Raw genomic sequence first — 23,059 nt, forward strand, 5'->3', positions numbered from 1 at the left:
TATTGATTTATAATAATTATTTATTACAATATTACCTTCACATCAAGAAAGCCTCTTTCAAACATCAGATTTCCGCCAATGGATAAAACTCCACCATTGTTGAGTTCACTCAACTGATGATGGCATCTTTAAACCAGACTCTGGCTCCTATAATCTTTTTAGATCTTCTTGATATTTCTTAAGGAGCTATTCCTTAGCTTTTGTTTCGATAAATTTAGCTATTTTTTTCCTTGCAAGAATGAAACTCCACCTCTCTGGAAAGCTCTTATTAAGAACTTTGTTTTTCTTCTAGATAGCTCATATTTTTGCTACTTTTTAATTAAAGCGTAGCTGAGCTGCTTAGATTTCACCACTTCTTTGACTAAAGCCAATGCACGTTCAGATGAATCTGTTGGGTATTTTCATCAAAGCCTAAATGATCCTCTGCACTGAAACTTTGATAATAAGATTGTAAGGTTGCAACATCACCCAATAAAGACAGTGCACCAATATGAAGTAAGCTATAATCTGCATCATATACCTTGATAACCTTTATGTGCCTCCAACTTCATTCTTTCGCCAAGATGGTGCTCCATATCTGAAATAAAAGCATTTATGAAGATCAATTCTTTCTATCGCCTATTTCAAGACATAATCAAGCTTAATTCCAACCAATCTGCATATATTCCTTCTTCACAAACTCTCAACCCTTTTTATAAAAATCAAGTTGTAGATCTTGTAAGTGCTGAGAATTGATAGGGATCAATTGCAGATAAAATACCAGTACTAATCGAAACTCCAACATCAAATTACGGATAACCTTTGATAATTGCGTCATTATAAAGAATTTGTACTTCACAATCTGGTAGTTGATAACGTGCTGAATAATTATCTAACTCTTTAATTTTTTCAACAGACCAATCAAGATTTTTGAAGAACACTGTTGCACTCTCCATGATTAAAAAATTCTTTGCTCTACCTCAAAAGAGGTTGTATCCATATCAAAAGTCAAAAGCGAAGCAGATTTTTGCAAACAAAAGTGATAATGCCGTGTAAGAGAAGAATCTTATCAATAAGGTCTTTGGTGATTTCTTTTGCAACGTCTAAACGAGATGGAATCTTATTCATAAAAAATATAATAAAGTCAATAGTTTGCGTGAAATTATTCTATATGAATCCCATTTAAAATCTACACTTTTATACGTGATTTAATTAACCATTTTCATAAACAATTACCATGTATGGATAGACCATAAAACGCATGTAAACATTCAAATGAAGTGAACGCAGCTATCATTCATAACAGTTCATAAATTTTATGATACGTTTTTATCACACACAAATCGCATTATTAAAAACGTAATCGTTTGAAATTATCGATAACATAAATTGCATGCGTTTAAAAAATGGTATGGGGTTTACTCTTTTTTTGAGCTAAACCTTAAAAGAAATAATCATTTGAAACTATCATAGAATAGGTTTTAATTCATTAAGGGCACATAAAAGGATTTAAAGACAAGTCGATTTTAAAGCGCCGCTTACTAAAAAGTTAGTCAATAATAAGCAGACATTATATAGATACTATCATCACAACAGGTAATGAAATTGATAATGTTATGTCGTAGAAATCAAAAGATTTTTAATGATATAATGCAGGAAAACAAGCAAAAAACGTTTTAAAAGTTACAGTTTTAAAATACGAAACCAAATGAAGTCCCCTCAAATTTGAGGATACTTATTAAGACAAAGATAAGTAGATAAATTTCAAAAGGATTGCAATCATATTACAAAGGCATGGTGTTTTACTCAATTTTGAGTCAAAAGCGACAATGTTTAAAGAATGCTCTATTCTAAAGTTAACGAACTCGAATTTGAGCTGGTTAATTTTGCCAGCCCAAATATGGACCGGCTTATTTGCAGAGAAATTAAGTTTAAATGCAAAGTGAAAATACGCTTATGAGAACCTCACTAAATGAACGTTTAAACGTTTAGAGACATAAAATGATATCTCTATAAATACATTTAAAACCTAGATTTATAACAGTTTAAAAGCCTTAGATTTTATAAAAAGCGGTTGTTTATTGTCTTATGAAAAGCTGCTTTTAAAAACCAATGTTCGTAAATGTAAACAACGGGTTTTGTTACAAATATTCACTTAATACGCATTTTCTCTTGAGAGTCTTGATATGAACCTACCAAGCGTTGAGACATTTTGATAATGTACTTTGTGTCAAATGACCACCTCAAAAATGAGAGCGTTATTCTTAATACGTTTTATAGCCATAAAAAAGTGTTTATAGGTTCTGTAATTCAAATGAGTGATTAAAGATCATATCTGTCATTTACGTTCCTTTTGATCAGTTTTAATCAATAGAATAGAGCGTTTGCAATATGATACGTTTTGTATACATGCATTCATTATTGACTTCTTTTGTATGATCTGTAGTACCTCTATTTAAAAGCAGCGTCATATCAATTGGCACAGCTTTCTTTTATGATGCGTTTATAACCATCAAAGAAGCACCCTCCACGTCTGTCATTTATTCTGTTTATCAATCTTGATAACATCATCACTTTCATAAACCTCTCAATTTATGGGAACCGAATATAAATCGCTATGTCTTTTTATTCTTGCATTGCCATATACATTACTTCTAATCACGATATAATCAGGAGATCTTGGCATAGCCATAAACAGAGCCGTAGACCTTAGTATGACACCCAACGCTAGCATTGCCGTAAACCTTGCCTAACAACCGCATGATCATAAACCGCGGCATTGCTATGAATACGTGCACTACCGGATAATTTTGCATTCCCATAAACCCGCGCTTAATGATAAACTCAAACGTTATAAGAAAGATGAGCATTGTCATAAACATGAACACCAAAATACACATGGGTTTTATCACATATAAGGGTATTGCCATACACATAGCCACCAATGGCAGCATTGCCATAGCCCCTTATATTTTCATAAACACAACCAGATTTTACAACACAGACATTATCAGCAACCCAGCAATTACCATCATGAGAGAGATTGCTTTCATTTTCAATAAAAGCCATCCAGATCGCTTTTTTTACATCACCAAAATCGTTTAAAGCACGAATGCGATAATATATATATACATGACCAGTCACGAAATCCATTTGATTGATCTATTCATATTTTGGATGGTTTTTTCTGATTAACAGGAGCGGTTTCATTTGCAATGAAAGAAATAACGGAGGTGTTTTTTGATATAGTTATCATAATTAAACCTGTATGTTTTTAAAAGTTTTGAACAGACATTAAGCCAGCTCCAAACCAAATGTTTGTTGCATCAAGCGCTCTGTTCAAACTAATAATAACATATTCATTACCTAGTAGTAGAATACCAACTCCTACACCTGCATAAAGCGAAGCAATAATCCGCCCATATGGCTATGCTGTATGACTATAATAGAACCCAAAACCATCATTGCTACACTCGCAACACCAGCAGCAAAACGGATCAAAAGGACTAAGTGTTAACGCCATGAAAATAATTAAGTGCACTCATCACTATAGCTGCACAAGATAGTATGCGAGGAGCAAGAAATATAATCCCAATTACTGCCAAACGTAAAGAACATACTCCCAACTAAATAACCACCATAATTAGTGTTCGGTATATAAGAAAGTTGATTAAAGCTAAACAATCCTTCATCCAACATAACTGGCAGTATTGGTGTATAGAGAAATCACCAGATACCCATATCAAAACCATATCGAATACAGCATTTTGAAACAATTCAAATCTTGACGGTTGTTTTTTCCCCCTTATTATTCCTTTAACTGGTGATATTCCTCATCTGCGTTCCATATCACCATAACAGCCTTTAACTCCAAAAATAGAATAAAAGCAAATTTAGCTATCTATTTTAATGCTCAAAACAATATATTTAGCGATCTACTATCAACATCGCCAGATCAGTTGTACAATAACATATTGAATTAAATGTACTTTTTAAATGTTTATAGTTAAATTGAAAGCATATTTAGATAACCTTGCTTTTTTATCTCGATATTCAAAATGACTAACCGAAAAATTATATACGCAGCCGTAAATTTTACTTCTCTTAAAATCATTTGCTTATTCGCTGCAAAACTTAATAAACAACTCAAATAACCATTTTCATAAAAGAGGAAATTGGCTTCTTTTTAGGTAATCTTGTTATTTAGGATGATATGAAGTTGAAGAATTTGGTGCACCCGACAGAATTCGAATCTGTGACCTCTGCCTTCGGAGGGCAGCGCTCTATCCAGCTGAGCTACGGGTGCTTCACACTGATTATTAAAATCAGTTATGGTCTTTTAACTAATCATACTCTTAGCTTCAATGCTAAATTATCATTCTAATAAAAAAATTACTCGTTTGTAATTTATCTAACGACGCATTCCTTTTACTGTTTAATGATACTTTACCTTGAAATAACTTCTCTTTATTCAATGCTCTTTTTATTATAAAAAGAGCTTTTATTACAACTTCAAAACTCTCAAAAATAAGTTACAACATAAATTATAAGTATCAGGATAATTTTTAAATGGCTACATTACCAAGTCGCTTTCATTTTATTTCCGCAGAAACTGAGGAGGCTATCAAAGCTACCCATAAATTAATTTCCGTTTATGGTCATTCTTCTCTGGAAGAAACTGATATTGTTGTTGCAATCGGTGGTGATGGGACAATGTTACAAACCGTACGAGATGTCATGAACACAGGCAAACCTATTTATGGTATGAATCAAGGTTCTGTAGGATTTCTTATGAATGAATTTCATGAAAAAAAATTGCCCAATCGTATTGCTGCCGCACATAAAAAAGAAATCCATCCCCTGCGCATGATTGCAAAATCTGAATGTCAAGATTCTATCGAGGCGCTTGCAATTAATGAAGTATCCCTCTTTCGGCAATCTTATCAAGCGGCAAAAATTCGCATCACCATTGATAACAACGTACGCATGGAACAATTAAGTTGTGATGGTGTCCTCGTCGCTACACCAGCTGGATCAACCGCCTATAATTTATCAGCACAAGGACCTATCTTACCTCTTATGGCTCCCCTTATGGCCCTCACTCCCGTTAGCCCTTTTCGCCCTCGGCGTTGGCATGGAGCTTTGCTTCCCGATACAGTAACAGTGCGCTTTGATATGCTTGAACCTGACAAACGCCCTGTAAACGCTGCTGCAGATAATATTGAAGTTAAATCTGTCCATTCAGTTACTATTTCAATGGCAACAGAAGTAACAGCTTCAATCCTTTTTGACTCAAATCATTCATGGGATGAGCGCATTTTATCAGAACAATTTCGCTATTAATGATTGTATTATGCGTTTTATATGTATATGATTGTTATAGTTAGTTTTTTTGTGAAAACATCTTAACACTTTTAAAGAGTGTAGAATATTGGTTATAATCATCATTAGATAGCGCAGTTAAAATCACAGAGCAGTTGATAAAAAAATGATACCATCTTTAAACAGTTTTGATGATTTAGGTCTTTCCGCAAAGGTTATTAATGCGGTGAAATCAGCGGGGTATACAGCTCCGACACCTATTCAAAGTGAAACAATTCCGCATGTCCTTCAAAGAAAAGACGTTTTAGGAATCGCCCAAACGGGAACAGGTAAAACCGCCTCTTTCGTATTGCCTATGCTCACTCTCCTTGAAAAAGGTCGTGCAAGAGCACGAATGCCCCGTACGCTTATCTTAGAACCAACAAGAGAAATTGCAGCTCAAGTTGAAGAAAATTTCGATAAATACGGCATAAATCATCGTTTAAATGTTGCTCTTTTGATTGGTGGCGTTTCTTTTGAACTCCAAGATCGCAAACTTGAACGGGGAGCTGATGTTCTTATAGCAACACCAGGGCGCCTTCTTGATCATTGCGAGCGCGGTAAACTGCTCCTGATGGGCGTTGAAATCCTTGTGATTGATGAAGCTGATCGCATGTTGGATATGGGCTTTATTCCTGATATTGAACGCATCTGTAAACTAACCCCTTTTACGCGTCAAACTTTGTTCTTTTCTGCAACAATGGCGCCAGAAATTACAAAGCTAACGAAACAATTTTTACATTCTCCTGTATCTGTTGAAGTTACAAAAGCTTCCTCAACAGCTACCACAATTACACAACGGCTTGTCAAATCTGGAAATAAATCATGGGATAAAAGAGCGGTTTTACGAGAGCTTATCCAAAATGAAGGTGCAGAGCTTCAAAATGCAATCATTTTCTGTAATCGAAAGAGAGATATCTCTGAACTTTTTAGATCGCTTATCAAACATAACTTTAATGTAGGGGCACTTCATGGAGATATGGACCAATATTCGCGCATGAACACCCTAGCTGATTTTAAAAATAATAAACTTACACTTCTTGTTGCTTCTGATGTTGCTGCCCGTGGACTCGATATTCCAGCTGTAAGTCATGTATTTAACTATGATGTTCCTACACATGCTGAAGACTATATCCATCGAATTGGTCGTACAGGGCGTGCAAATCGTAGCGGAAAAGCCTTTACAATCGTTACAAAAGCTGATCAAAAATATATCAATGCCATCGAGGAAATGAGTAATGAAAAAATTGAATGGCTCAATGGAGATCTCTCAACTTTAATAGCCGATGATCAAACAGAAGATATTGTTGTAAAGAAAAAATCTTCAAAACCATCAAAGAAAACTGCTCCAAAAGAGACTGTTGCTCACACTAAAAAATCTGTAGAAGAGAATAAAACAGAATATATCAAAAATGCAAATAATAAGGAGAAGCCATCTGAGCAACAACGCTCACGAAAAAATAAGAATTACACACCTATTGGATTTGGTGATGATATTCCTGCTTTCATGCTTATAAAAACGTGTAAATAAACCCGTTCTCTACTCTCTTTTAGAGTGAAATGAACGAAATACTTTTAAAAAATCCGCTCTTATTTCCTAGAGAGCCTTTCCGTTACCTTTTCACGCCCTAAAAGCTGCAAAATTTTTCCCATTTCAGGTCCATGATCCATGCCCGTAAGTGCCTGACGTAATGGCATAAATAAAGCTTTTCCTTTTCGACCTGTTTTTTCTTTTAATGCTGTTGTCCAAATTTTCCAACTTTCCTCATTCAAAGCACCTTCAGGTAAGAAATCGAGTGATTGGTGCACAAAAGCACGATCCTCTAGTGCTACTGTATCAAAATTCTGTTCATCATGAATGATTTTCCACCAAAAAACAGCATCATTGACTTTATTAATATTGCTTCTTATCGCGTTCCAGAAATATTCCGCCTTATCTCCCTCAATAGAAAGTTTTTTAAGGCGCATTTTTACTTCCTCATAGGTTAACTCATGGACAAGATGACTATTCAAAGCAAGAAGATCAGCAATATCAAATTTTGCAACGGATCTTGACGTATCTTGGAGATTAAAATGCTCTAAAAGCGCAGCTTGATTGGGATAGGGATGCACATTTTGCGATGTCCCAATCAAAACGGCAAGGCATTGAACAGCTATAGATTCAAATCCTTCTTCCCGTAGAGAACGAATAGAAAGATCATTATTACGTTTTGAAAATCCTTTTCCTAAAACTGTCGCCAATAAATTGGTATGAGCAAAAACCGGTAATTCTGCATTAAGAGCTTTAAAAAGAGCAATTTGAGCGCCTGTATTTGTAATATGATCATCCCCACGAATAATATGCGTAATAGCCATATCTACATCATCAACAATAGACGGCAATGTATAAAGATAGGTTCCATCTTCACGAATAAGAACAGGATCTGAAAGAGAAGCTAAATCAATCGTCTGCTTTCCCTTTATTGCATCATTCCAGCAAACTTCTGTTCGCTTTGTGTGTAAAGGATCACTTTCAAAATTAGGAAGAAGAAAACGCCAATGGGGTTTACGACCTTGTGATTCAAAGTTTTTTCTCTCTTCTGTTGTCAACTTCAATGCTGCACGGTCATAAACAGGAGGCAATTTGCGTGAAAGCTGGATTTTACGACGCCGCTCTAATTCCTCTGTTGTCTCATAACAAGGATAAAGAAGGCCACGTTGTTTGAGAATTTCTGCCACTTCATCATATCGATTAAATCGCTTGGATTGGTAATAAATTGCATCTGGTTGAATACCAAGCCATTCAAGGTCAACAGCAATAGCATCGATATATTCTTGTTTAGAACGTTCAATATCTGTATCATCATAGCGTAAAATAAATTCTCCCTTATACGCTTGCGCATAAAGCCAGTTGAAAAGCGCAATACGGATATTGCCAATATGAATATAACCTGTTGGAGAGGGAGCAAAACGAACTTTAACCATAAAATAATACTCAATTTTTATCGCGAAAATGATTGACTATAGGATAGCGACGATCGCGTCCGAAATTTTTGTAACTGATTTTTACACCAGGCGCAGATTGACGCCTTTTATATTCGGCACCATAAAGAAGCTGTTCAACTTTCGCAACAGTTTCTCGTGAATGTCCACGTTTAACAATATCACAAATACTCATGTCATTTTCTACAAGATATTGTAATATATCATCTAAAATAGGATAAGGCGGAAGAGAATCTTCATCTTTTTGATTTTCCCGCAGCTCTGCAGAGGGTGCTTTTTCTATAATATTGGATGGAATGATCATTCCTTCTGGTCCTCTCAAATTGTGCAAGTGATTTTTATTGCGCCACTCCGCTAATGCATAAACCTGCATTTTATAAATATCTTTAAGAGGATTAAACCCGCCATTCATATCCCCATACAGTGTTGCATATCCCACAGCCATTTCTGACTTATTGCCTGTCGTTACCACCATTGAGCCGAATTTATTTGAAAGCGCCATTAAAAGTGTACCGCGTATACGACTTTGAAGATTTTCCTCTGTGACGTCAGAGGGTAACCCTGAAAAAACAGGTGCCATTGTCTTTAAAAAAGCCTCAACAGGTTGTGCAATCGGTATGATTTCATAACGACATCCCAAAAGATCAGCACATTCTTTGGCATCTTTTAATGATTCTTGCGAAGTATAATGATAGGGCATCATAATGGTGCGAACCCTCTCAGCACCAAGAGCATCCACCGCCATTGCCGTACACAGGGCTGAATCAATTCCTCCTGAAAGACCAAGAATAACATCCTTAAAGCCGTTTTTATTAACGTAATCTTTCAACCCCAAAACACAAGCTTGATAATCAGCCGCTAATCCATTGAGAAGACTTTCATTAGGACCTGAAATACAGTGCCATCCCGTCGTTGTTTTTTGCCAATGGCTTAAAGCAATATGGCTATCAAAGTGTTTCATTTGAAATATCTTTTTGCCTTGTCCATTCAAGGCAAAAGACCCACCATCAAAAACGAGCTCATCTTGACCACCTACTTGATTAGCGTAGATAATTGGCACTCCAGATTGTAGAGCCTGTGTATGAACAACGTCTATACGTTTTAATGTTTTATTACGATAATAAGGAGATCCGTTAAGGACAAGAATAATTTCCGCTCCTTTATCTTTAAGCTCTGTACTAAGAGAGGAATCATTCCAAAGATCCTCACAAATGACTATTCCTAATTTAATTCCATGATAGACAATAGGCTGAGGACGTGGACCTGAAGAAAATAAACGCTTTTCATCAAATTCAGCATAATTAGGTAAATCAAACTTCAAACATTCGGCAATGACTCTCCCTTCATCAAGAACCATGACAGCGTTGTAAATATTACCATTGCGCCTTAATGGAAGACCAATGACAATTCCTGGTCCGCCTACGGTTATCTTTGCTAATTTCTCAACAGTCTCTTCACATGTTTTTGTAAAAGCAGGTTTTAGAACAAGATCTTCCGGCGGATAAGCACTTATAAAAAGTTCCGTGAATAAAACAAGATCAGCCCCCTCTTCTTTGGCCTTTTGATGCGCCATGACAGCTAAAGAAAAATTCCCCTCAATATCACCGACAATAGGATTTAATTGGGCAATTGATACCCGAAAATCATTTTTCATAAGCCTTTGTATCATTTCATCAGTTTAGCAACCACAACTTTATTCTTCATCATCGGAAACATCATTTTTTAAAATTCTTTTCTGCCATAATGACCTAAAAATATTAGGCAAATTTTTGCCTACCCCCCAGCAGCAATTGCTAACGATTCAGTCACGCGATTTTTTTTAAGGAGTTCAGCAACAAGAAAAGCCAATTCTAACGCTTGATCTGCATTTAACCGTGGATCACATTGCGTATGATAACGATCAGATAAATCGTCCACAGAAATGGCGTGCGCCCCTCCTGTACATTCAGTAACATCACGACCTGTCATCTCAATATGAATGCCTCCTGGATAAGTTCCCTCTCCACGATGCACTGCAAAAAAATTCTCTACTTCTTTTAAAACATAATCAAAAGGACGCGTCTTATAACCATTGGCAGTAATTGTATTGCCATGCATTGGATCACATGACCATATAACCGCACGCTTCTCGCGTTCAACAGCACGGATGAGTTTAGGCAGATAACTTTCAACTTTATCATAACCAAAGCGCGTAATGAGAGTAAGCCGCCCCAACTCGTTTTCAGGATTTAAAATATCAATTAATTTTAAAAGCTCATCAGGCTCAATGGAAGGACCACATTTTAATCCTATAGGATTCTTAATGCCGCGACAATATTCAACGTGAGCATGGTCAATCTGACGCGTACGGTCACCAATCCATAGCATATGACCAGATGTTGCATACCAATTTCCTGAAGTTGAATCAATCCGAGTCAAAGCCTCTTCATAACCAAGCAACAGTGCTTCATGACTGGTATAAAAAGATGTTTCACGCAATGAAGAATGTGTTTTGGATGTAATCCCTATAGAACGCATAAAATCAATTGCTTCAGAAATACGCTCTGCCAATAATTCATAACGTTCTCCCTGCGGACTGTTAGAAACAAAACTCAACATCCATGTGTGAACATTTTCTAAATTAGCATAGCCACCTTGTGAAAAAGCACGCAATAGATTAAGTGTTGCCGCAGATTGGCGATAAGCCATAGACATCCGTTGCGGATCTGGAATACGAGAACCGGCTTCAAATTCAATGCCATTAATAATATCCCCACGATAAGCAGGAAATTCAACTCCCTCTTTTCTTTCAATATCAAAAGAGCGAGGCTTTGCAAATTGACCAGCAATACGACCAATTTTAACAACCGGTTTAGAACTACCAAAGGTCAAAACAATCGCCATTTGCAAAAATACACGAAAAAAATCACGAATATTATCAGCTTCATGTTCTGCAAAGCTTTCGGCACAATCACCACCTTGCAATAAAAAAGCTTGGCCTTTCGCAACGGCTGCTAATTCATTTTTTAAATCACGTGCTTCACCGGCAAAAACTAAAGGAGGATACCTTCTCAGTTTTCGCTCAACATCTTCTAACATAGACTTATCCGGATAAGTCGGAACTTGTTTAATTGGCCTTGTTCTCCAAGTGTCAGGCGCCCATTCTTTTATCATTACACTCTCTCTAAAGATTAATCTTACAGATTAGCATATCAAAAGCTTTTTACCGCAATATATGCTGTTTAACTTTCTATTTTCTTCCCATTTTCATATATATAACTTGGTTTATACATCGTTACCAATTCTTCTGCCATCGTTGGATGCACTGCCATCGTCTCATCAAAGATATCCTTCGTCAGCTTACCCTTGAGAGATATCCCTATAAGCTGAGCCATCTCACCAGCATTTTCCCCTAAAATATGAGCGCCCACAACAATACGGCTTTCACCATCAACAATGAGTTTCATAAGCATTTTCTCTGAACTACCAGAAAGAACATTACGCATAGGACGAAAAACTGTACGATAAATTTCAAGACGCTTATAACGCTTTACCGCCTCCTCTTCTGAAAGACCAACCGTTCCAATCTCTGGCTGTGAAAAAACTGCTGTTGTAATTAAATCATAATCAGGTGTTGTTGGAATATTTTCAAATGCTGTCTTAACAAAACACATTGCATCATGAATCGCAACGGGTGTTAATTGAATATGACCTGTTACATCACCAACAGCCCAAATATGGGGGATATTTGTTGTCATTTTCTCATCAACAACAACTGCACCAAATTCATTCACCTTAACACCTGCCCGCTCAAGTCTTAAACCCGTTGTATTTGGTACACGCCCCGTAGCCAACATAATCTGATCGGCTCTGATTATTTTCCCATTTGATAAAACAACTTCATAACAATTTTCTGCAGCCTGCACTTTAGAAATTGTTATGCCATAAAGAATAGAAATCCCTTTTTCAATCATTGCATCGCTGAGCAATTGCCGCAAATCATGATCAAAATTACGAAGGATTAAATCACCACGATGAAGGAGTGTTGTTTTTACACCTAATTCATGAAAAATATTAGCAAATTCAACACCAATATACCCTCCACCAACAATCACTATTGATTTTGGGAGTTGATTAAGGTCAAAAATCTCATTAGAAGTAAGGCAAAATTCACCGCCTTCTATGGACGTATTTGGTGCAAGTTTTGCCCCTGTTGCAATCAAAATTTTTTCTGCACTTACCCGCTCACCCGTGGCAGAAAGCTCTAATGTGTGATCATCTATAAAAGTAGCACGACTTTCATAAATATGCACATTGTTATTTTCTAATCCCTTACGATACAACCCTTCTAACCTTGATATTTCTTTATTTTTAGCTGCAACCAACTTTTCCCAGCTAAAAATTGGATCCGCATATTCCCACCCAAAACCAACACTTTTCTTAAATTCTTTTACATATTGTGATGCATAAACATAAAGTTTTTTGGGAACGCAACCACGAATAACACAAGTGCCCCCTATACGATATTCCTCTGCTATAGCGACCCGCTTGCCAAGACCTCCAGCAAGCCGTGCTGCACGCACTCCACCAGAACCACTTCCAATAACAAATAAATCAAAGTCAAAAGAGCCCACGAATTATTCCTTCTTATACATCTGCAAGAGTAGGCTAAGATCTTTTATTATCAAATGAAAGTCTTTTTTTCTTTTGAAGAAGCCTTTTTTATAAAGCAGTATTCTAAAAAGACTTATTCTCATTAAAATATTTAAAACGGCGGGAAAACCGCCGCTATTAAAAAAATCAGAAATTGCCCATTGTTGTCATGATATCGATCAAGCTATTTTTTATTTTCTGAAGATTCTGATTTTATAGGCATATTTGTAGGCATAGTAGAATTATTCAAATTAAGTGTTTCAGACATCTCTTTTTTCACATTTTCTACAAGATCCCGCATAAGAGCAGTACGCCATATATCAAATGCTGAATAAGAATCACGTGCAATATTGGGGACTTCTGTCAAAAACTTTTTACCGGTATCAGAATTATAAAATGTTGTTATCGCATCAAGCTCTTTTTGAGTAAAATATTTTGCATATACGTGAGCAATCTCTTTTTCTAGATCAGAGCGCCTTTTAATTAAAGCAAGCGCCTGCTTATCAACAATATCAGAAATAGCTGTTGCCAAATTCGGATCATCGCTAATCAGTTCATTTTTGAAATCATGGACCGCATTTGGTAAAAAGCTATCAAATTGATCCGTTGCATGAATAGCTCTGATTGCCTTTCGCGCTGAATCTAAATGTTGATCACTCACACCTTGTGCATAAGCCATGCCAACATTCACAACAAAAATAGCAATTGCACTAAAATATACGACAAAACGCTGAAAAGAAAATATTATTTTCATTTAATGATTACCCCGATCGCTAATTATAATTTTAATTCGTTATTCTACCTAAAATCTTTAAGACCCTTTTTTACTGTGCTAACATATCATCATGTAAATGCCTTTTCTAAAAATCAAACGGTTCTAAAACTTTTATTTGACCATCAGCCATAGCGACAATTGCACGTGAAGCCAACCCCAAAAAAAGGCCATGCTCAACAACACCAGGAATAGCAAGAAGTGCATCCGATAATGGTTTTGGTTGCAAAATGCAGCCCCAAAATGCATCAAGAATAAAATGGCCACCATCTGTTTCAAAAGGATTTTTTCCATTCATTCGCAATGCAATTTTTCCAGAAAGCCCTAAATCATCAGCGACTTTTTCAATGGCTCTGCATGTTGTGTGGATACCAAATGGATTAACTTCAATTGGTAGTGCAAAAGCACCAAGTCTTTTTACCACCTTTGTTTCATCCGCAATGACAAGCATTGCACGAGATGCCGACGCTACAATTTTTTCATACAACAATGCTCCCCCTCCCCCTTTAATGAGCATCATCTCAGGACCAATTTCATCTGCTCCGTCAATATCAAGATCCAGCTCAGGTATTTGTTCTAAAGTGCTAACAGGCACTCCAAACTTATGACAGAGTTGTTCAGAATATTTTGAAGTAGCAACACCAGTCACCCGCAAACCATCCGCAACACGCTCACCTAGAAGATGAATAAATTCATTGACTGTCGAACCAGATCCGATACCAAGCCGCATACCATCTTCAACAAACTCAAGCGCTTTAATAGCTGCCATTTTTTTTAACTGCTGAACATTCATGAATGACTTTGCCTTCTATCCGTATAAGCAGCATTTATCACCCCTATTACCACCGATAATAATGATAATAAAAGATAACCTCTTGACGCAATCTATTTAAATTGACCATCATCTCTTGCTTGAAGAGATGTTACTCGTTATAGAAATATATGATAAGAATAAAATAGAATAATCAACAATTATCTTTTTTATTTCTTTGAGAATATTTGTTAGCATTTTTCTCATTCAATAAGAATTTTTGATTTATTTTGTGCTATCAATAGGATGCACAAAGATGCACATATCAATTTTTTTGAAAAAATTAAAATGATCAGATATAAAAAATCATCTATTTCTAGAAAACTGTAGATTATTATCTCATTTCAATAACGTTGATAAACTTACCAATTTAAATACCGTAAAATATTATGAGAAAAGTCTTCTGTTATTTTTTGTTTTGTCATTATCCAAATGTGAAGCAAAATATGACTGATTATATGTTTTTATGAATGCTGTCTGTGCATATTCCATGGTCTATGAAACCCTAGCGAAGACCAAATAATATCTCCACCTTTGGTCATCATAACGCTTCCTCGTGATAACAATTGTTGAGGTATAAATACTATTTTTGCCTTCTTGTAACAAGTTGGATTATGCATCACAAATGTCTGAATGAGAATATCTGCCTCTACACATTGATCTGTTTCTCTCTGTAAAACGATCACTTTTAATCCATTATCCAATAAAGATGTACATACATGATAATCACAAATAAATTGTCCGTGTAACGAAGGACCATATTTTGTTGGTTTAATCGTTTCATTCACACGAAATGACTTTTTCCATATGGATGTCGTGAACTTAGAAATATGGTAACGATCAATATATAATTTTTTATCATGAATAACGCCCACGAGGCGCATATTATCTGCTATAATCAGTTGTACAGGTGAATGCAATACACAAATAGAAACACCTGCCAAAATAAACAAACTAAAAAAGAGCCGGATGGGTGTTTTGCAAAAAGTCAGTCCAACCAAGCCTATGCTCAATAAAACTAACGCTGATAACGGCATAAAACCAGGATTCAAATCAGGAGAAATAGCCTTGATAGCATGTGCAATCTTTATTACAAGATCAACTCCAAAACCCATAATTTGAAGAGGAAGCCATTCGAATCCTCCTAACATTGCAAGAACTGCGATTAATCCAAAGGGAATGACAAAAATTGAGATGACAGGCAAAGCAAAGGCATTACTGATAATGCTCAAAGATGCCATATTAGAAAAATGATAAGCAGCATAAATTCCACTTGCACTCCCTGCAACAAAGGAAGAAGCACATGTTGAAAGAATCGATAAGAAAACAAAATTTATCACTCCCCCTCCAACATAAGAGGGAGTTGTTTTTCTTTTACGAAAAAATGATCTTCCACTCCACCAATCAAAAAAAGCGATCAAAGCAGCAGTCGCAGAAAAGGACATTTGAAAGCTAGGACCTAATATTTCATGGGGTGTCATCGCCAGAGTTATCAACCCTGCAATGGAAAAATTACGCATTGTTATAGCAGAGCGATTACACAATATAGCAACCAACATAACAGCAATCATCACAAAACTTCTTTGCGCTGATATTGCTAAGCCCGACAATAACAAATAAAAAGCTGTTATCATAAAAGCAACGATAGCAGCAAATTTTTTACTGGAATAATAGGAAGAAAAAACTGGAAAAAATGCTAAAAAACTACGGATACTCAAAAGAACTATGCCGCTTAACAACGCCATATGTAAACCTGATATTGATAAAATATGAGCTAATCCAGCTGTACGTAATGCTTCATTTGTCTCATTTGAAATACCAGCACGCTGCCCTGTTATGAGGGCAGCTGCAACACTCCCCTTTTCTCCTTCAAGGGCTATACGGATTCTTTGTGTCATCTTCGTGCGTAAATTTTCAATTTTCTGTAGAATGATAGCGAATATTCCATCAGGCTGCGAAACGGATATTTTTCTTGGTTTTCCTAAATAAACGCCTTGTGCTCCAATTCTTTTAAAATAATTATGAAAACTAAAATCGTAGCCTCCTGGACGCACCGGCCCAGAGAATGCACGAATCTTAACTTTTCCATGCAATCCATCACCAATCGCTAAGCCAGATGGCAAATATCTTGCCGATAAACGAACACGATGAAGACTATGGCGTAATACGGGATTTTCTGTATTCAAAATATCCAAAACTAAACGAAATCCTCCTTTGGCACCTGACTCAATAGAAACAATTCTTCCCGTCAATGTAGTGACAATGTCACTGCTTAGCATGGGTGTTGCAATACGCCACGTTTCTATTTTTGCCGCTAAAGCACCCAATATAATACAAAACAGAAACCCCACGGGAATCGATATTTTTCGATAAAAACGTGCTACATAGAATATTCCCAGAAAAATACTGACCAACGCCCCCAATTGTCCCCAACTTGGTTCCCACTCTAAATGAAAATAGAAAATGATTCCTAGGGCAAAAAAGACTAAAATCAGCGAAAAAAGGATACCAAAAGAAACTTCTTTATTAATACAATCTTCTAACCATTTGCGAAAAAAAATGATTACTTCTTTTAAGAGTGTCAATAAAAAAAGTTTTTGTTGATTATAGCTACTGTTCTTTGCATCATCATACCTAGAAAAAACACTCTGCCCTATCTGACATGGCTTTTTTCTTTCTGTAACAGATTTTTCGGATAAACCCTCTTTACTTTTATAAAACATCAGTCCCCCACTTTAACTCGCAATACGGCTATTGCACGCCCCATCACTTATGCTAACATGACTTTTCTATAAAATTCCATAAGTAATATCTTAGTTTAAAGGAAAATATTCGTGTCTGTTATTACTCGTTTTGCCCCTTCACCCACTGGCTTCCTTCACATTGGTGGTGCTCGTACTGCTCTTTTTAATTGGCTTTATGCAAAACATACCGGTGGAAAAATGCTTTTACGAATTGAAGATACAGACCGAGAGCGTTCAACCGAAGCAGCTGTAAAAGCCATTATAGATGGCTTGCACTGGATGGGTCTTAGTTATGATGGCGCCCCTATTTCGCAATTCGAACGTGCAGAACGTCACCGCCAAATCGCTGAACAGTTGGTCAAGAATGGCAAAGCATATTATTGTTATGCTTCACCTGAGGAGTTAGCTGAAATGCGTGAAAAAGCCCGTTCAGAAGGGCGCCCACCACGTTATGATGGACGTTGGCGTGACCGTGATAGTTCTGAAGCTCCTAAAGGTGTTAAGCCTGTTATTCGCATCAAAGCCCCTCAAGATGGAGAAACGATTGTACATGATCGTGTTCAAGGTGATGTCCGTTTTCCTAATAAAGATCTCGATGACTTCATTATTTTGCGTTCTGATGGTTCGCCTACCTATATGCATGCTGTTGTCGTTGATGATCATGATATGGGCATCACACATATTATACGTGGTGACGATCATCTTACCAACGCAGCCCGACAAACGATTATCTTTAAAGCAATGGGATGGGACATTCCTGTTATGGCCCATATTCCTCTTATCCATGGTGAAAACGGTGCAAAATTATCAAAGCGACATGGTGCGCTCGGTGTTGATGCCTACCGAACAATGGGATATCTTCCTGCTGCTTTGCGCAATTACCTTGTCCGTTTAGGTTGGAGTCATGGTGATGACGAACTGATGTCACTTAAAGATATGATTTCTTGGTTTGATATTGAGGATATTAACAAAGGTGCTGCTCGTTTTGATCTCAAAAAGCTCGATTCCATCAACGGACACTATATGCGTATGAGTAATGATCAAGAACTTTTTGATGCCGCTCTTAATATTCTACCAGAAACCGATAGGGGAGCACAAATTATTGAAAGACTTGATGAAAAACGCCGTGTTCAATTTTTAAAAGCAATCCCGCATTTGAAAGAACGTTCAAAAACACTGTGCGAACTGATTGACAATGCCTCCTTCATTTTTACGCAACGACCTTTACAACTTGATGAAAAAGCTCAAATGCTCTTAGATAAAAATGGACGAACCATTTTAAACGATCTTTATCTTGCTCTGAAAGCGTGCCCCTCTTGGGATACAAAAACTCTAGATGAAACACTTCGCTCTTTTGTCCAAACACAGAATCTCAAATTTGGATCTATCGCCCAACCACTTCGCGCAGCTCTTACAGGATGTGCAACATCACCAGGTGTTTTGGATATTCTTATTTTATTAGGACGCAATGAATCCCTTCATCGCATCAAGGACCAACTTATCACAACAATATGCCCATGATGTGCACTGAGTATATTTCCTCAAATAAGGATCTATACAGATATCTCAACGCGCCCTAAAAGAGTTTTTTATGTTATATCATTGAAATACATTTCTTATTGAGTAATAATGATCAATAAGGAAATATTTTTAGATTGCATGTACTCACTTTTAGAGGCAATCTACCCTTAAATAAGTAAGAAAAGCTTCAGTTATACATCCCCCACTCTGATGAAGCAGAGTCTTAATTTTTAGAAGTGAAGGATCTGAAAGGAATACCGAATGTCTGAGAATAACGCATATATTATTGTGAATGATAAAAAAGTAGAGCTTCCCTTGCGTAAAGGCACGAGTGGACCTGAAGTCATTGAAATTGCTTCTCTCTATAAAAAAACCGATATTTTTACTTATGATCCTGGTTTTACTTCAACAGCTTCTTGTGAATCAAAAATTACTTATATCGATGGTGATAAAGGCATATTGCTTTATCGTGGTTATCCTATTGATCAATTGGCTGAAAAAGGAGACTTTCTCGAAAGTTGTTATCTTTTACTTTATGGTGAACTCCCAACACAGCAAGAAAAAAATGAATTTGATCGATGTATTATGCAGCATACCATGGTCCACGAACAATTTGCACGCTTCTTCCATGGCTTCCGTCGTGATTCTCATCCTATGGCCGTCATGGTTGCCTGCCTTGGCGCTATGTCTGCGTTCTATCACGACTCTATTGATATTACAGATCCTCACCAGAGAATGATTGCTTCTGTTCGTCTTATCTCAAAAGTTCCAACGCTTGCTGCTATGGCCTATAAATACAGTATTGGACAAGCATTTGTTTATCCACGTAATGATCTTAGTTATGCTGCAAATTTCCTCCATATGTGTTTTGCTGTTCCTTGTGAAGAATATAAAACAAACCCTGTGCTTGCTCGGGCGGTGGATCAAATATTTACCCTTCATGCAGATCATGAACAAAATGCTTCTACATCTACGGTACGTCTTGCTGGATCCTCAGGTGCTAATCCGTTTGCCTGTATTGCAGCAGGTGTTGCATGCCTTTGGGGACCAGCACATGGTGGTGCCAATGAAGCATGCCTAAAAATGCTACAAGAAATAGGTTCTATTAAAAGAATTCCTGAATTTATTGCACGTGCAAAAGATAAAAATGATCCTTTCCGCCTTATGGGCTTTGGGCACCGTGTCTATAAAAATTATGATCCACGTGCAAAAATCATGCAAAAAACCTGTCATAAAGTTTTAAAAGAACTCAACATTCAAGATGACCCTCTTCTTGATATTGCAATAGAGCTTGAAAGAATTGCCTTAAGTGATGAATATTTTATTGAGAAAAAGCTTTATCCCAATGTTGATTTCTATTCCGGCATTACATTAAAAGCTCTAGGTTTTCCAACTGAAATGTTTACTGTCCTTTTTGCATTGGCGCGCAGTGTCGGGTGGGTGGCACAATGGAAAGAAATGATTGAAGACCCTGCACAAAAAATTGGTCGTCCTCGACAACTCTACACAGGCTATGCTATGCGTGACTATGTTCCTATAGATGAACGTGCAAATTAAAAAAAGAAATCAATAAAGCTTCAATTTACTGAAGCTTTATTGAGAGTAATCAAAAAACATCCTTTAAAAATTTTTATAAAACGTGATTTTAAAACTCTTTCTACAGAGATAACATCATCATAAAAATTTACTAAAAAATTCTAAGTTTTAGCTCTGTAAAGAAATTGAGAATACTCTTCTGCAAATTAGCCAAATATTTAGCAAAAAGAAATTGAAAATTTTACCTTATAATCCTCATTATCTTTAATGGAAATGTATTCCCTATCATTCCCCCATGTTTAAAAGCCTTATTACATATTAAAATCTAGCAATGTCAGAATTTTTCTTTCTATCTTCTTCAGATAAAATTGCAAAAAGCTTACATTAAGTGCTTCTCTAATTAGAATAAAAACACTTTTACATTTTGTTCTGTTAAAAGCTGAAATTTTCTTTGTATTTAAGTTGATAGTTTTTCTTTTAAAGATAAATTATTGATTTTTAAATAAAATTATTAAAAATTACCCTATAATCAATAAGAGGTGACTTTCTTTCCTGTATTTTTTATTCCCATACTTGATAAAAAGAAATTATTTTTTTGATAATGATATTCAGCATAATGATAGCAAAATGAACATAGATAAATTTTTTACATTGCTCCAAAAGAGCTTACAGATTATAAAAATTCATGATGGTTTCATATTTGCCAGCTTATCTAATAGGAGAACATAATGAAATTATTAGCAGGAGCTCTTATAATAAGCGCGACACTGTTTACCCTATCGGCCAATTCTCAAACGCTGAAAATTGCAAGCGATGCTTCTTATCCGCCATTTAGTTATATTGACTCAAATAACAAACTGCAAGGGTTTGATATTGATATATCTTATGCGCTTTGTAAAAAAATGAATGTTGAATGTACTATTGTCACACAAGACTTTGAGGGGATGATTCCCGGTCTTCTTGCCAAAAAATATGATGCTATCGTTTCTTCCCTTTCTCCTACAAAAGAGCGCTTACAAAAAATTGATTTTACAGATCCTTACTACAACACAGCACTCGCTGTTATCGTTACCAAAAATTCGGAAATTAAAGAAATCTCAACACAAGCCTTTAGAGGTAAAAACCTTGGTGTACAATCAAATACAACACAAGCTGCATATGCGGAAGATCATTATGCCTCTGAAGGAGTTAATATCAAACTTTATCCTACAGCAACAGAAGTTAATCGTGATCTTTTAAGCCATCGGCTTGATATCATCATCTTTGATAAATTAAAAGCATTAAATTGGCTTGAAAATGAAGGAAAAGACTGCTGTCTCCTCTTGGGAACTCTAGAAGAAACAAATTTTCCTATTGCAATTGCACTCCGTCAAAATAATAATGATCTTAAAAACAGTTTTAATAAAGCAATAGAAGAAATCCGCGCCGATGGAACCTATGAGAAAATTATGAGAAAATATTTTACTTTCGATATCAATTAGATAGTACTATGAATTAAAACTCAATCTGTATATTTAAGGGGTATCTTTAACTCTTTATTGAACATGCAGGTATAATTGGAAATTCGGCATTTTTATAAGAAAATTTACATTTATCAAAATAACTTTTAATTGCTCCTTGAGATCTAAACATTTTGTAGAATCTAATGACAACAATAAGGTTGTATTTTTACCGTATCAAAATCTAATTTTTTTATGTTCAAATTTAATAGCCTTATTTTCAAGAAAAATCCTCAGTTTTTACTCATGAAATGATTCAAATCAATCATTTCGTGAAAATTAAGCTATCATACAAGCAATAAGATATTTATTCTTTTTTTATCAATAATGCCCAACATAATGATCTAAAATAAACATCAATAAATTTTTGAATTGCTCCCAAAAAGCTTACAGATTATAAAAACATAATGATTTCATATTGCCCGCTTATCCAATAGGAGAACATCATGAAACTATTAGCAGGAGCTCTTATAATAAGCGCCGCACTATTCACCCAATTGGCTGATGCGAAAACATTAAAAATTGCGAGTGAAGGCACCTATCCTCCCTTCAGTTATATTGACTCAAATAATAAATTGCAGGGACTTGATATTGATATATCTTATGCACTTTGTAAAAAAATGAATGTTGAGTGTACTATTGTTACACAAGACTTCGAGGGAATGATCCCTGGACTTATTGCAAAAAAATATGATGCTATCATTGCTTCCCTCTCTCTCACACAAGAGCGTTTACAAAAAATTGACTTTACAGATCCTTACTACGATACAGCACTGGCTGTTATTGTTACCAAAGCTTCGGGAATTAAAGAAATCTCGACAAAAGACTTTAGAGGTAAAAATCTTGGTGTGCAATCAAATACAACACAAGCTTTCTATGCAGAAGATCATTTTGCCTCTGAAGAGGTGAAAATAAAACTCTATCCTTCCACAATAGAAGTGAATCGTGATCTTTTAAATCATCGACTTGATGTGATCATTGTTGATAAATTACAAGCATTAAATTGGCTTAAAAATGAAGGAAAAGATTGTTGTCTCCTCTTGGGAACTCTAGAAGAAACAAGATTTCCTGTTGCAATTGCAGTCCGTCAAAATAATAATGATCTTAAAAATAAGTTCAATGAAGCTATAAAAGAAATCCGTTTGGATGGAACTTATGAAAAAATTATGAGAAAATATTTTACAAGTGATGTTTATTAAATATCAATATGATATTTTAATGA

At 35.9% G+C, this 23,059-nt stretch carries 19 protein-coding genes and 1 tRNA gene; 6 read left to right on the forward strand and 14 right to left on the reverse strand.

The window, feature by feature from the left end; genetic code table 11:
• Positions 1 to 361: 361 nt before the first annotated feature.
• The 7 genes from ACFIK4_RS10175 to ACFIK4_RS07900 form a co-directional block, all read right to left on the reverse strand.
• On the reverse strand, positions 362 to 472 hold the full coding sequence (locus ACFIK4_RS10175) for a hypothetical protein (protein ID WP_404977256.1): 111 nt from the start codon (positions 470 to 472) through the stop codon (positions 362 to 364).
• Between the two features lie 316 nt (positions 473 to 788).
• The gene (locus ACFIK4_RS07875) at positions 789 to 920 is read right to left on the reverse strand and encodes a hypothetical protein (RefSeq protein WP_375638427.1); all 132 of its coding nucleotides are present in this window, start codon (positions 918 to 920) and stop codon (positions 789 to 791) included.
• Positions 921 to 2,648: 1,728 nt separating this feature from the next.
• Positions 2,649 to 2,795 carry a hypothetical protein gene (locus tag ACFIK4_RS07880; protein WP_375629652.1) on the reverse strand — a complete coding sequence of 49 codons (147 nt, stop codon included), beginning with the start codon at positions 2,793 to 2,795 and terminating at the stop codon, positions 2,649 to 2,651.
• A 28-nt stretch (positions 2,796 to 2,823) separates the two neighbouring features.
• Positions 2,824 to 3,123: a hypothetical protein gene (locus ACFIK4_RS07885; RefSeq protein WP_375629649.1), complete on the reverse strand. Its 300-nt coding sequence runs from the start codon at positions 3,121 to 3,123 to the stop codon at positions 2,824 to 2,826.
• Between the two features lie 130 nt (positions 3,124 to 3,253).
• Positions 3,254 to 3,394, reverse strand: a complete 141-nt coding sequence (locus ACFIK4_RS07890; RefSeq protein WP_375630051.1) for a YbfB/YjiJ family MFS transporter — start codon at positions 3,392 to 3,394, stop codon at positions 3,254 to 3,256.
• Between the two features lie 116 nt (positions 3,395 to 3,510).
• On the reverse strand, positions 3,511 to 3,678 hold the full coding sequence (locus ACFIK4_RS07895) for a hypothetical protein (protein ID WP_375629647.1): 168 nt from the start codon (positions 3,676 to 3,678) through the stop codon (positions 3,511 to 3,513).
• A gap of 530 nt (positions 3,679 to 4,208) precedes the next feature.
• Positions 4,209 to 4,285: transfer RNA gene (locus ACFIK4_RS07900), tRNA-Arg, on the reverse strand.
• 263 nt (positions 4,286 to 4,548) lie between these two features.
• Between ACFIK4_RS07900 and ACFIK4_RS07905 the strand changes: the two genes are divergently transcribed.
• On the forward strand, positions 4,549 to 5,322 hold the full coding sequence (locus ACFIK4_RS07905; protein ID WP_375612145.1) for an NAD kinase: 774 nt from the start codon (positions 4,549 to 4,551) through the stop codon (positions 5,320 to 5,322).
• A 145-nt stretch (positions 5,323 to 5,467) separates the two neighbouring features.
• The gene (locus ACFIK4_RS07910) at positions 5,468 to 6,871 is read left to right on the forward strand and encodes a DEAD/DEAH box helicase (RefSeq protein WP_375620798.1); all 1,404 of its coding nucleotides are present in this window, start codon (positions 5,468 to 5,470) and stop codon (positions 6,869 to 6,871) included.
• A gap of 59 nt (positions 6,872 to 6,930) precedes the next feature.
• Here the strand turns inward: ACFIK4_RS07910 and gltX (ACFIK4_RS07915) are convergent, their stop codons facing one another.
• From gltX (ACFIK4_RS07915) to ACFIK4_RS07945, 7 genes are all read right to left on the reverse strand, one after another.
• Positions 6,931 to 8,304, reverse strand: coding sequence for a glutamate--tRNA ligase (gene gltX, locus ACFIK4_RS07915; RefSeq protein ID WP_273790689.1), 1,374 nt, complete (start codon positions 8,302 to 8,304; stop codon positions 6,931 to 6,933).
• Positions 8,305 to 8,314: 10 nt separating this feature from the next.
• Complete coding sequence (locus ACFIK4_RS07920) at positions 8,315 to 9,976, reverse strand: NAD+ synthase (RefSeq protein ID WP_375638425.1); 1,662 nt, start codon at positions 9,974 to 9,976, stop codon at positions 8,315 to 8,317.
• A gap of 119 nt (positions 9,977 to 10,095) precedes the next feature.
• The gene (locus ACFIK4_RS07925) at positions 10,096 to 11,475 is read right to left on the reverse strand and encodes a class II 3-deoxy-7-phosphoheptulonate synthase (RefSeq protein ID WP_375620795.1); all 1,380 of its coding nucleotides are present in this window, start codon (positions 11,473 to 11,475) and stop codon (positions 10,096 to 10,098) included.
• 68 nt (positions 11,476 to 11,543) lie between these two features.
• Positions 11,544 to 12,935, reverse strand: a complete 1,392-nt coding sequence (gene gor, locus ACFIK4_RS07930) for a glutathione-disulfide reductase (protein ID WP_375620794.1) — start codon at positions 12,933 to 12,935, stop codon at positions 11,544 to 11,546.
• Between the two features lie 203 nt (positions 12,936 to 13,138).
• The gene (locus tag ACFIK4_RS07935) at positions 13,139 to 13,708 is read right to left on the reverse strand and encodes a DUF2059 domain-containing protein (RefSeq protein ID WP_375612140.1); all 570 of its coding nucleotides are present in this window, start codon (positions 13,706 to 13,708) and stop codon (positions 13,139 to 13,141) included.
• Positions 13,709 to 13,814: 106 nt separating this feature from the next.
• The gene (rpiA, locus tag ACFIK4_RS07940; RefSeq protein WP_375613478.1) at positions 13,815 to 14,519 is read right to left on the reverse strand and encodes a ribose-5-phosphate isomerase RpiA; all 705 of its coding nucleotides are present in this window, start codon (positions 14,517 to 14,519) and stop codon (positions 13,815 to 13,817) included.
• Between the two features lie 482 nt (positions 14,520 to 15,001).
• Positions 15,002 to 17,260, reverse strand: a complete 2,259-nt coding sequence (locus tag ACFIK4_RS07945) for a ComEC/Rec2 family competence protein (RefSeq protein ID WP_375613477.1) — start codon at positions 17,258 to 17,260, stop codon at positions 15,002 to 15,004.
• Positions 17,261 to 17,371: 111 nt separating this feature from the next.
• Between ACFIK4_RS07945 and gltX (ACFIK4_RS07950) the strand changes: the two genes are divergently transcribed.
• From gltX (ACFIK4_RS07950) to ACFIK4_RS07965, 4 genes are all read left to right on the forward strand, one after another.
• Entirely contained in the window at positions 17,372 to 18,802 is a 1,431-nt protein-coding gene (gene gltX, locus ACFIK4_RS07950; protein ID WP_375613476.1) for a glutamate--tRNA ligase, read from the forward strand.
• Between the two features lie 261 nt (positions 18,803 to 19,063).
• Complete coding sequence (gene gltA, locus ACFIK4_RS07955; protein WP_375675704.1) at positions 19,064 to 20,359, forward strand: citrate synthase; 1,296 nt, start codon at positions 19,064 to 19,066, stop codon at positions 20,357 to 20,359.
• A 707-nt stretch (positions 20,360 to 21,066) separates the two neighbouring features.
• Positions 21,067 to 21,819, forward strand: coding sequence for a transporter substrate-binding domain-containing protein (locus ACFIK4_RS07960; protein ID WP_375612135.1), 753 nt, complete (start codon positions 21,067 to 21,069; stop codon positions 21,817 to 21,819).
• A 464-nt stretch (positions 21,820 to 22,283) separates the two neighbouring features.
• Positions 22,284 to 23,036, forward strand: coding sequence for a transporter substrate-binding domain-containing protein (locus ACFIK4_RS07965; protein ID WP_375612134.1), 753 nt, complete (start codon positions 22,284 to 22,286; stop codon positions 23,034 to 23,036).
• The last annotated feature ends 23 nt before the right edge of the window (positions 23,037 to 23,059 follow it).

It is taken from the genome of Bartonella sp. AP9QHHD (assembly GCF_042195625.1).
GTDB lineage: Bacteria > Pseudomonadota > Alphaproteobacteria > Rhizobiales > Rhizobiaceae > Bartonella.

What these genes read in the sequence shown, in the direction of transcription:
- ACFIK4_RS07880 (WP_375629652.1), bottom strand. Translation starts at nt 2,795, where the DNA reads ATGCAAAATTATCCGGTAGTGCACGTATTCATAGCAATGCCGCGGTTT.
- ACFIK4_RS07895 (WP_375629647.1), bottom strand. Translation starts at nt 3,678, where the DNA reads ATGTTGGATGAAGGATTGTTTAGCTTTAATCAACTTTCTTATATACCG.
- ACFIK4_RS07905 (WP_375612145.1), top strand. Translation starts at nt 4,549, where the DNA reads ATGGCTACATTACCAAGTCGCTTTCATTTTATTTCCGCAGAAACTGAG.
- ACFIK4_RS07910 (WP_375620798.1), top strand. Translation starts at nt 5,468, where the DNA reads ATGATACCATCTTTAAACAGTTTTGATGATTTAGGTCTTTCCGCAAAG.
- gltX (WP_273790689.1), bottom strand. Translation starts at nt 8,304, where the DNA reads ATGGTTAAAGTTCGTTTTGCTCCCTCTCCAACAGGTTATATTCATATT.
- ACFIK4_RS07920 (WP_375638425.1), bottom strand. Translation starts at nt 9,976, where the DNA reads ATGAAAAATGATTTTCGGGTATCAATTGCCCAATTAAATCCTATTGTC.
- ACFIK4_RS07925 (WP_375620795.1), bottom strand. Translation starts at nt 11,475, where the DNA reads ATGATAAAAGAATGGGCGCCTGACACTTGGAGAACAAGGCCAATTAAA.
- ACFIK4_RS07935 (WP_375612140.1), bottom strand. Translation starts at nt 13,708, where the DNA reads ATGAAAATAATATTTTCTTTTCAGCGTTTTGTCGTATATTTTAGTGCA.
- rpiA (WP_375613478.1), bottom strand. Translation starts at nt 14,519, where the DNA reads ATGAATGTTCAGCAGTTAAAAAAAATGGCAGCTATTAAAGCGCTTGAG.
- ACFIK4_RS07945 (WP_375613477.1), bottom strand. Translation starts at nt 17,260, where the DNA reads ATGTTTTATAAAAGTAAAGAGGGTTTATCCGAAAAATCTGTTACAGAA.
- gltA (WP_375675704.1), top strand. Translation starts at nt 19,064, where the DNA reads ATGTCTGAGAATAACGCATATATTATTGTGAATGATAAAAAAGTAGAG.
- ACFIK4_RS07960 (WP_375612135.1), top strand. Translation starts at nt 21,067, where the DNA reads ATGAAATTATTAGCAGGAGCTCTTATAATAAGCGCGACACTGTTTACC.
- ACFIK4_RS07965 (WP_375612134.1), top strand. Translation starts at nt 22,284, where the DNA reads ATGAAACTATTAGCAGGAGCTCTTATAATAAGCGCCGCACTATTCACC.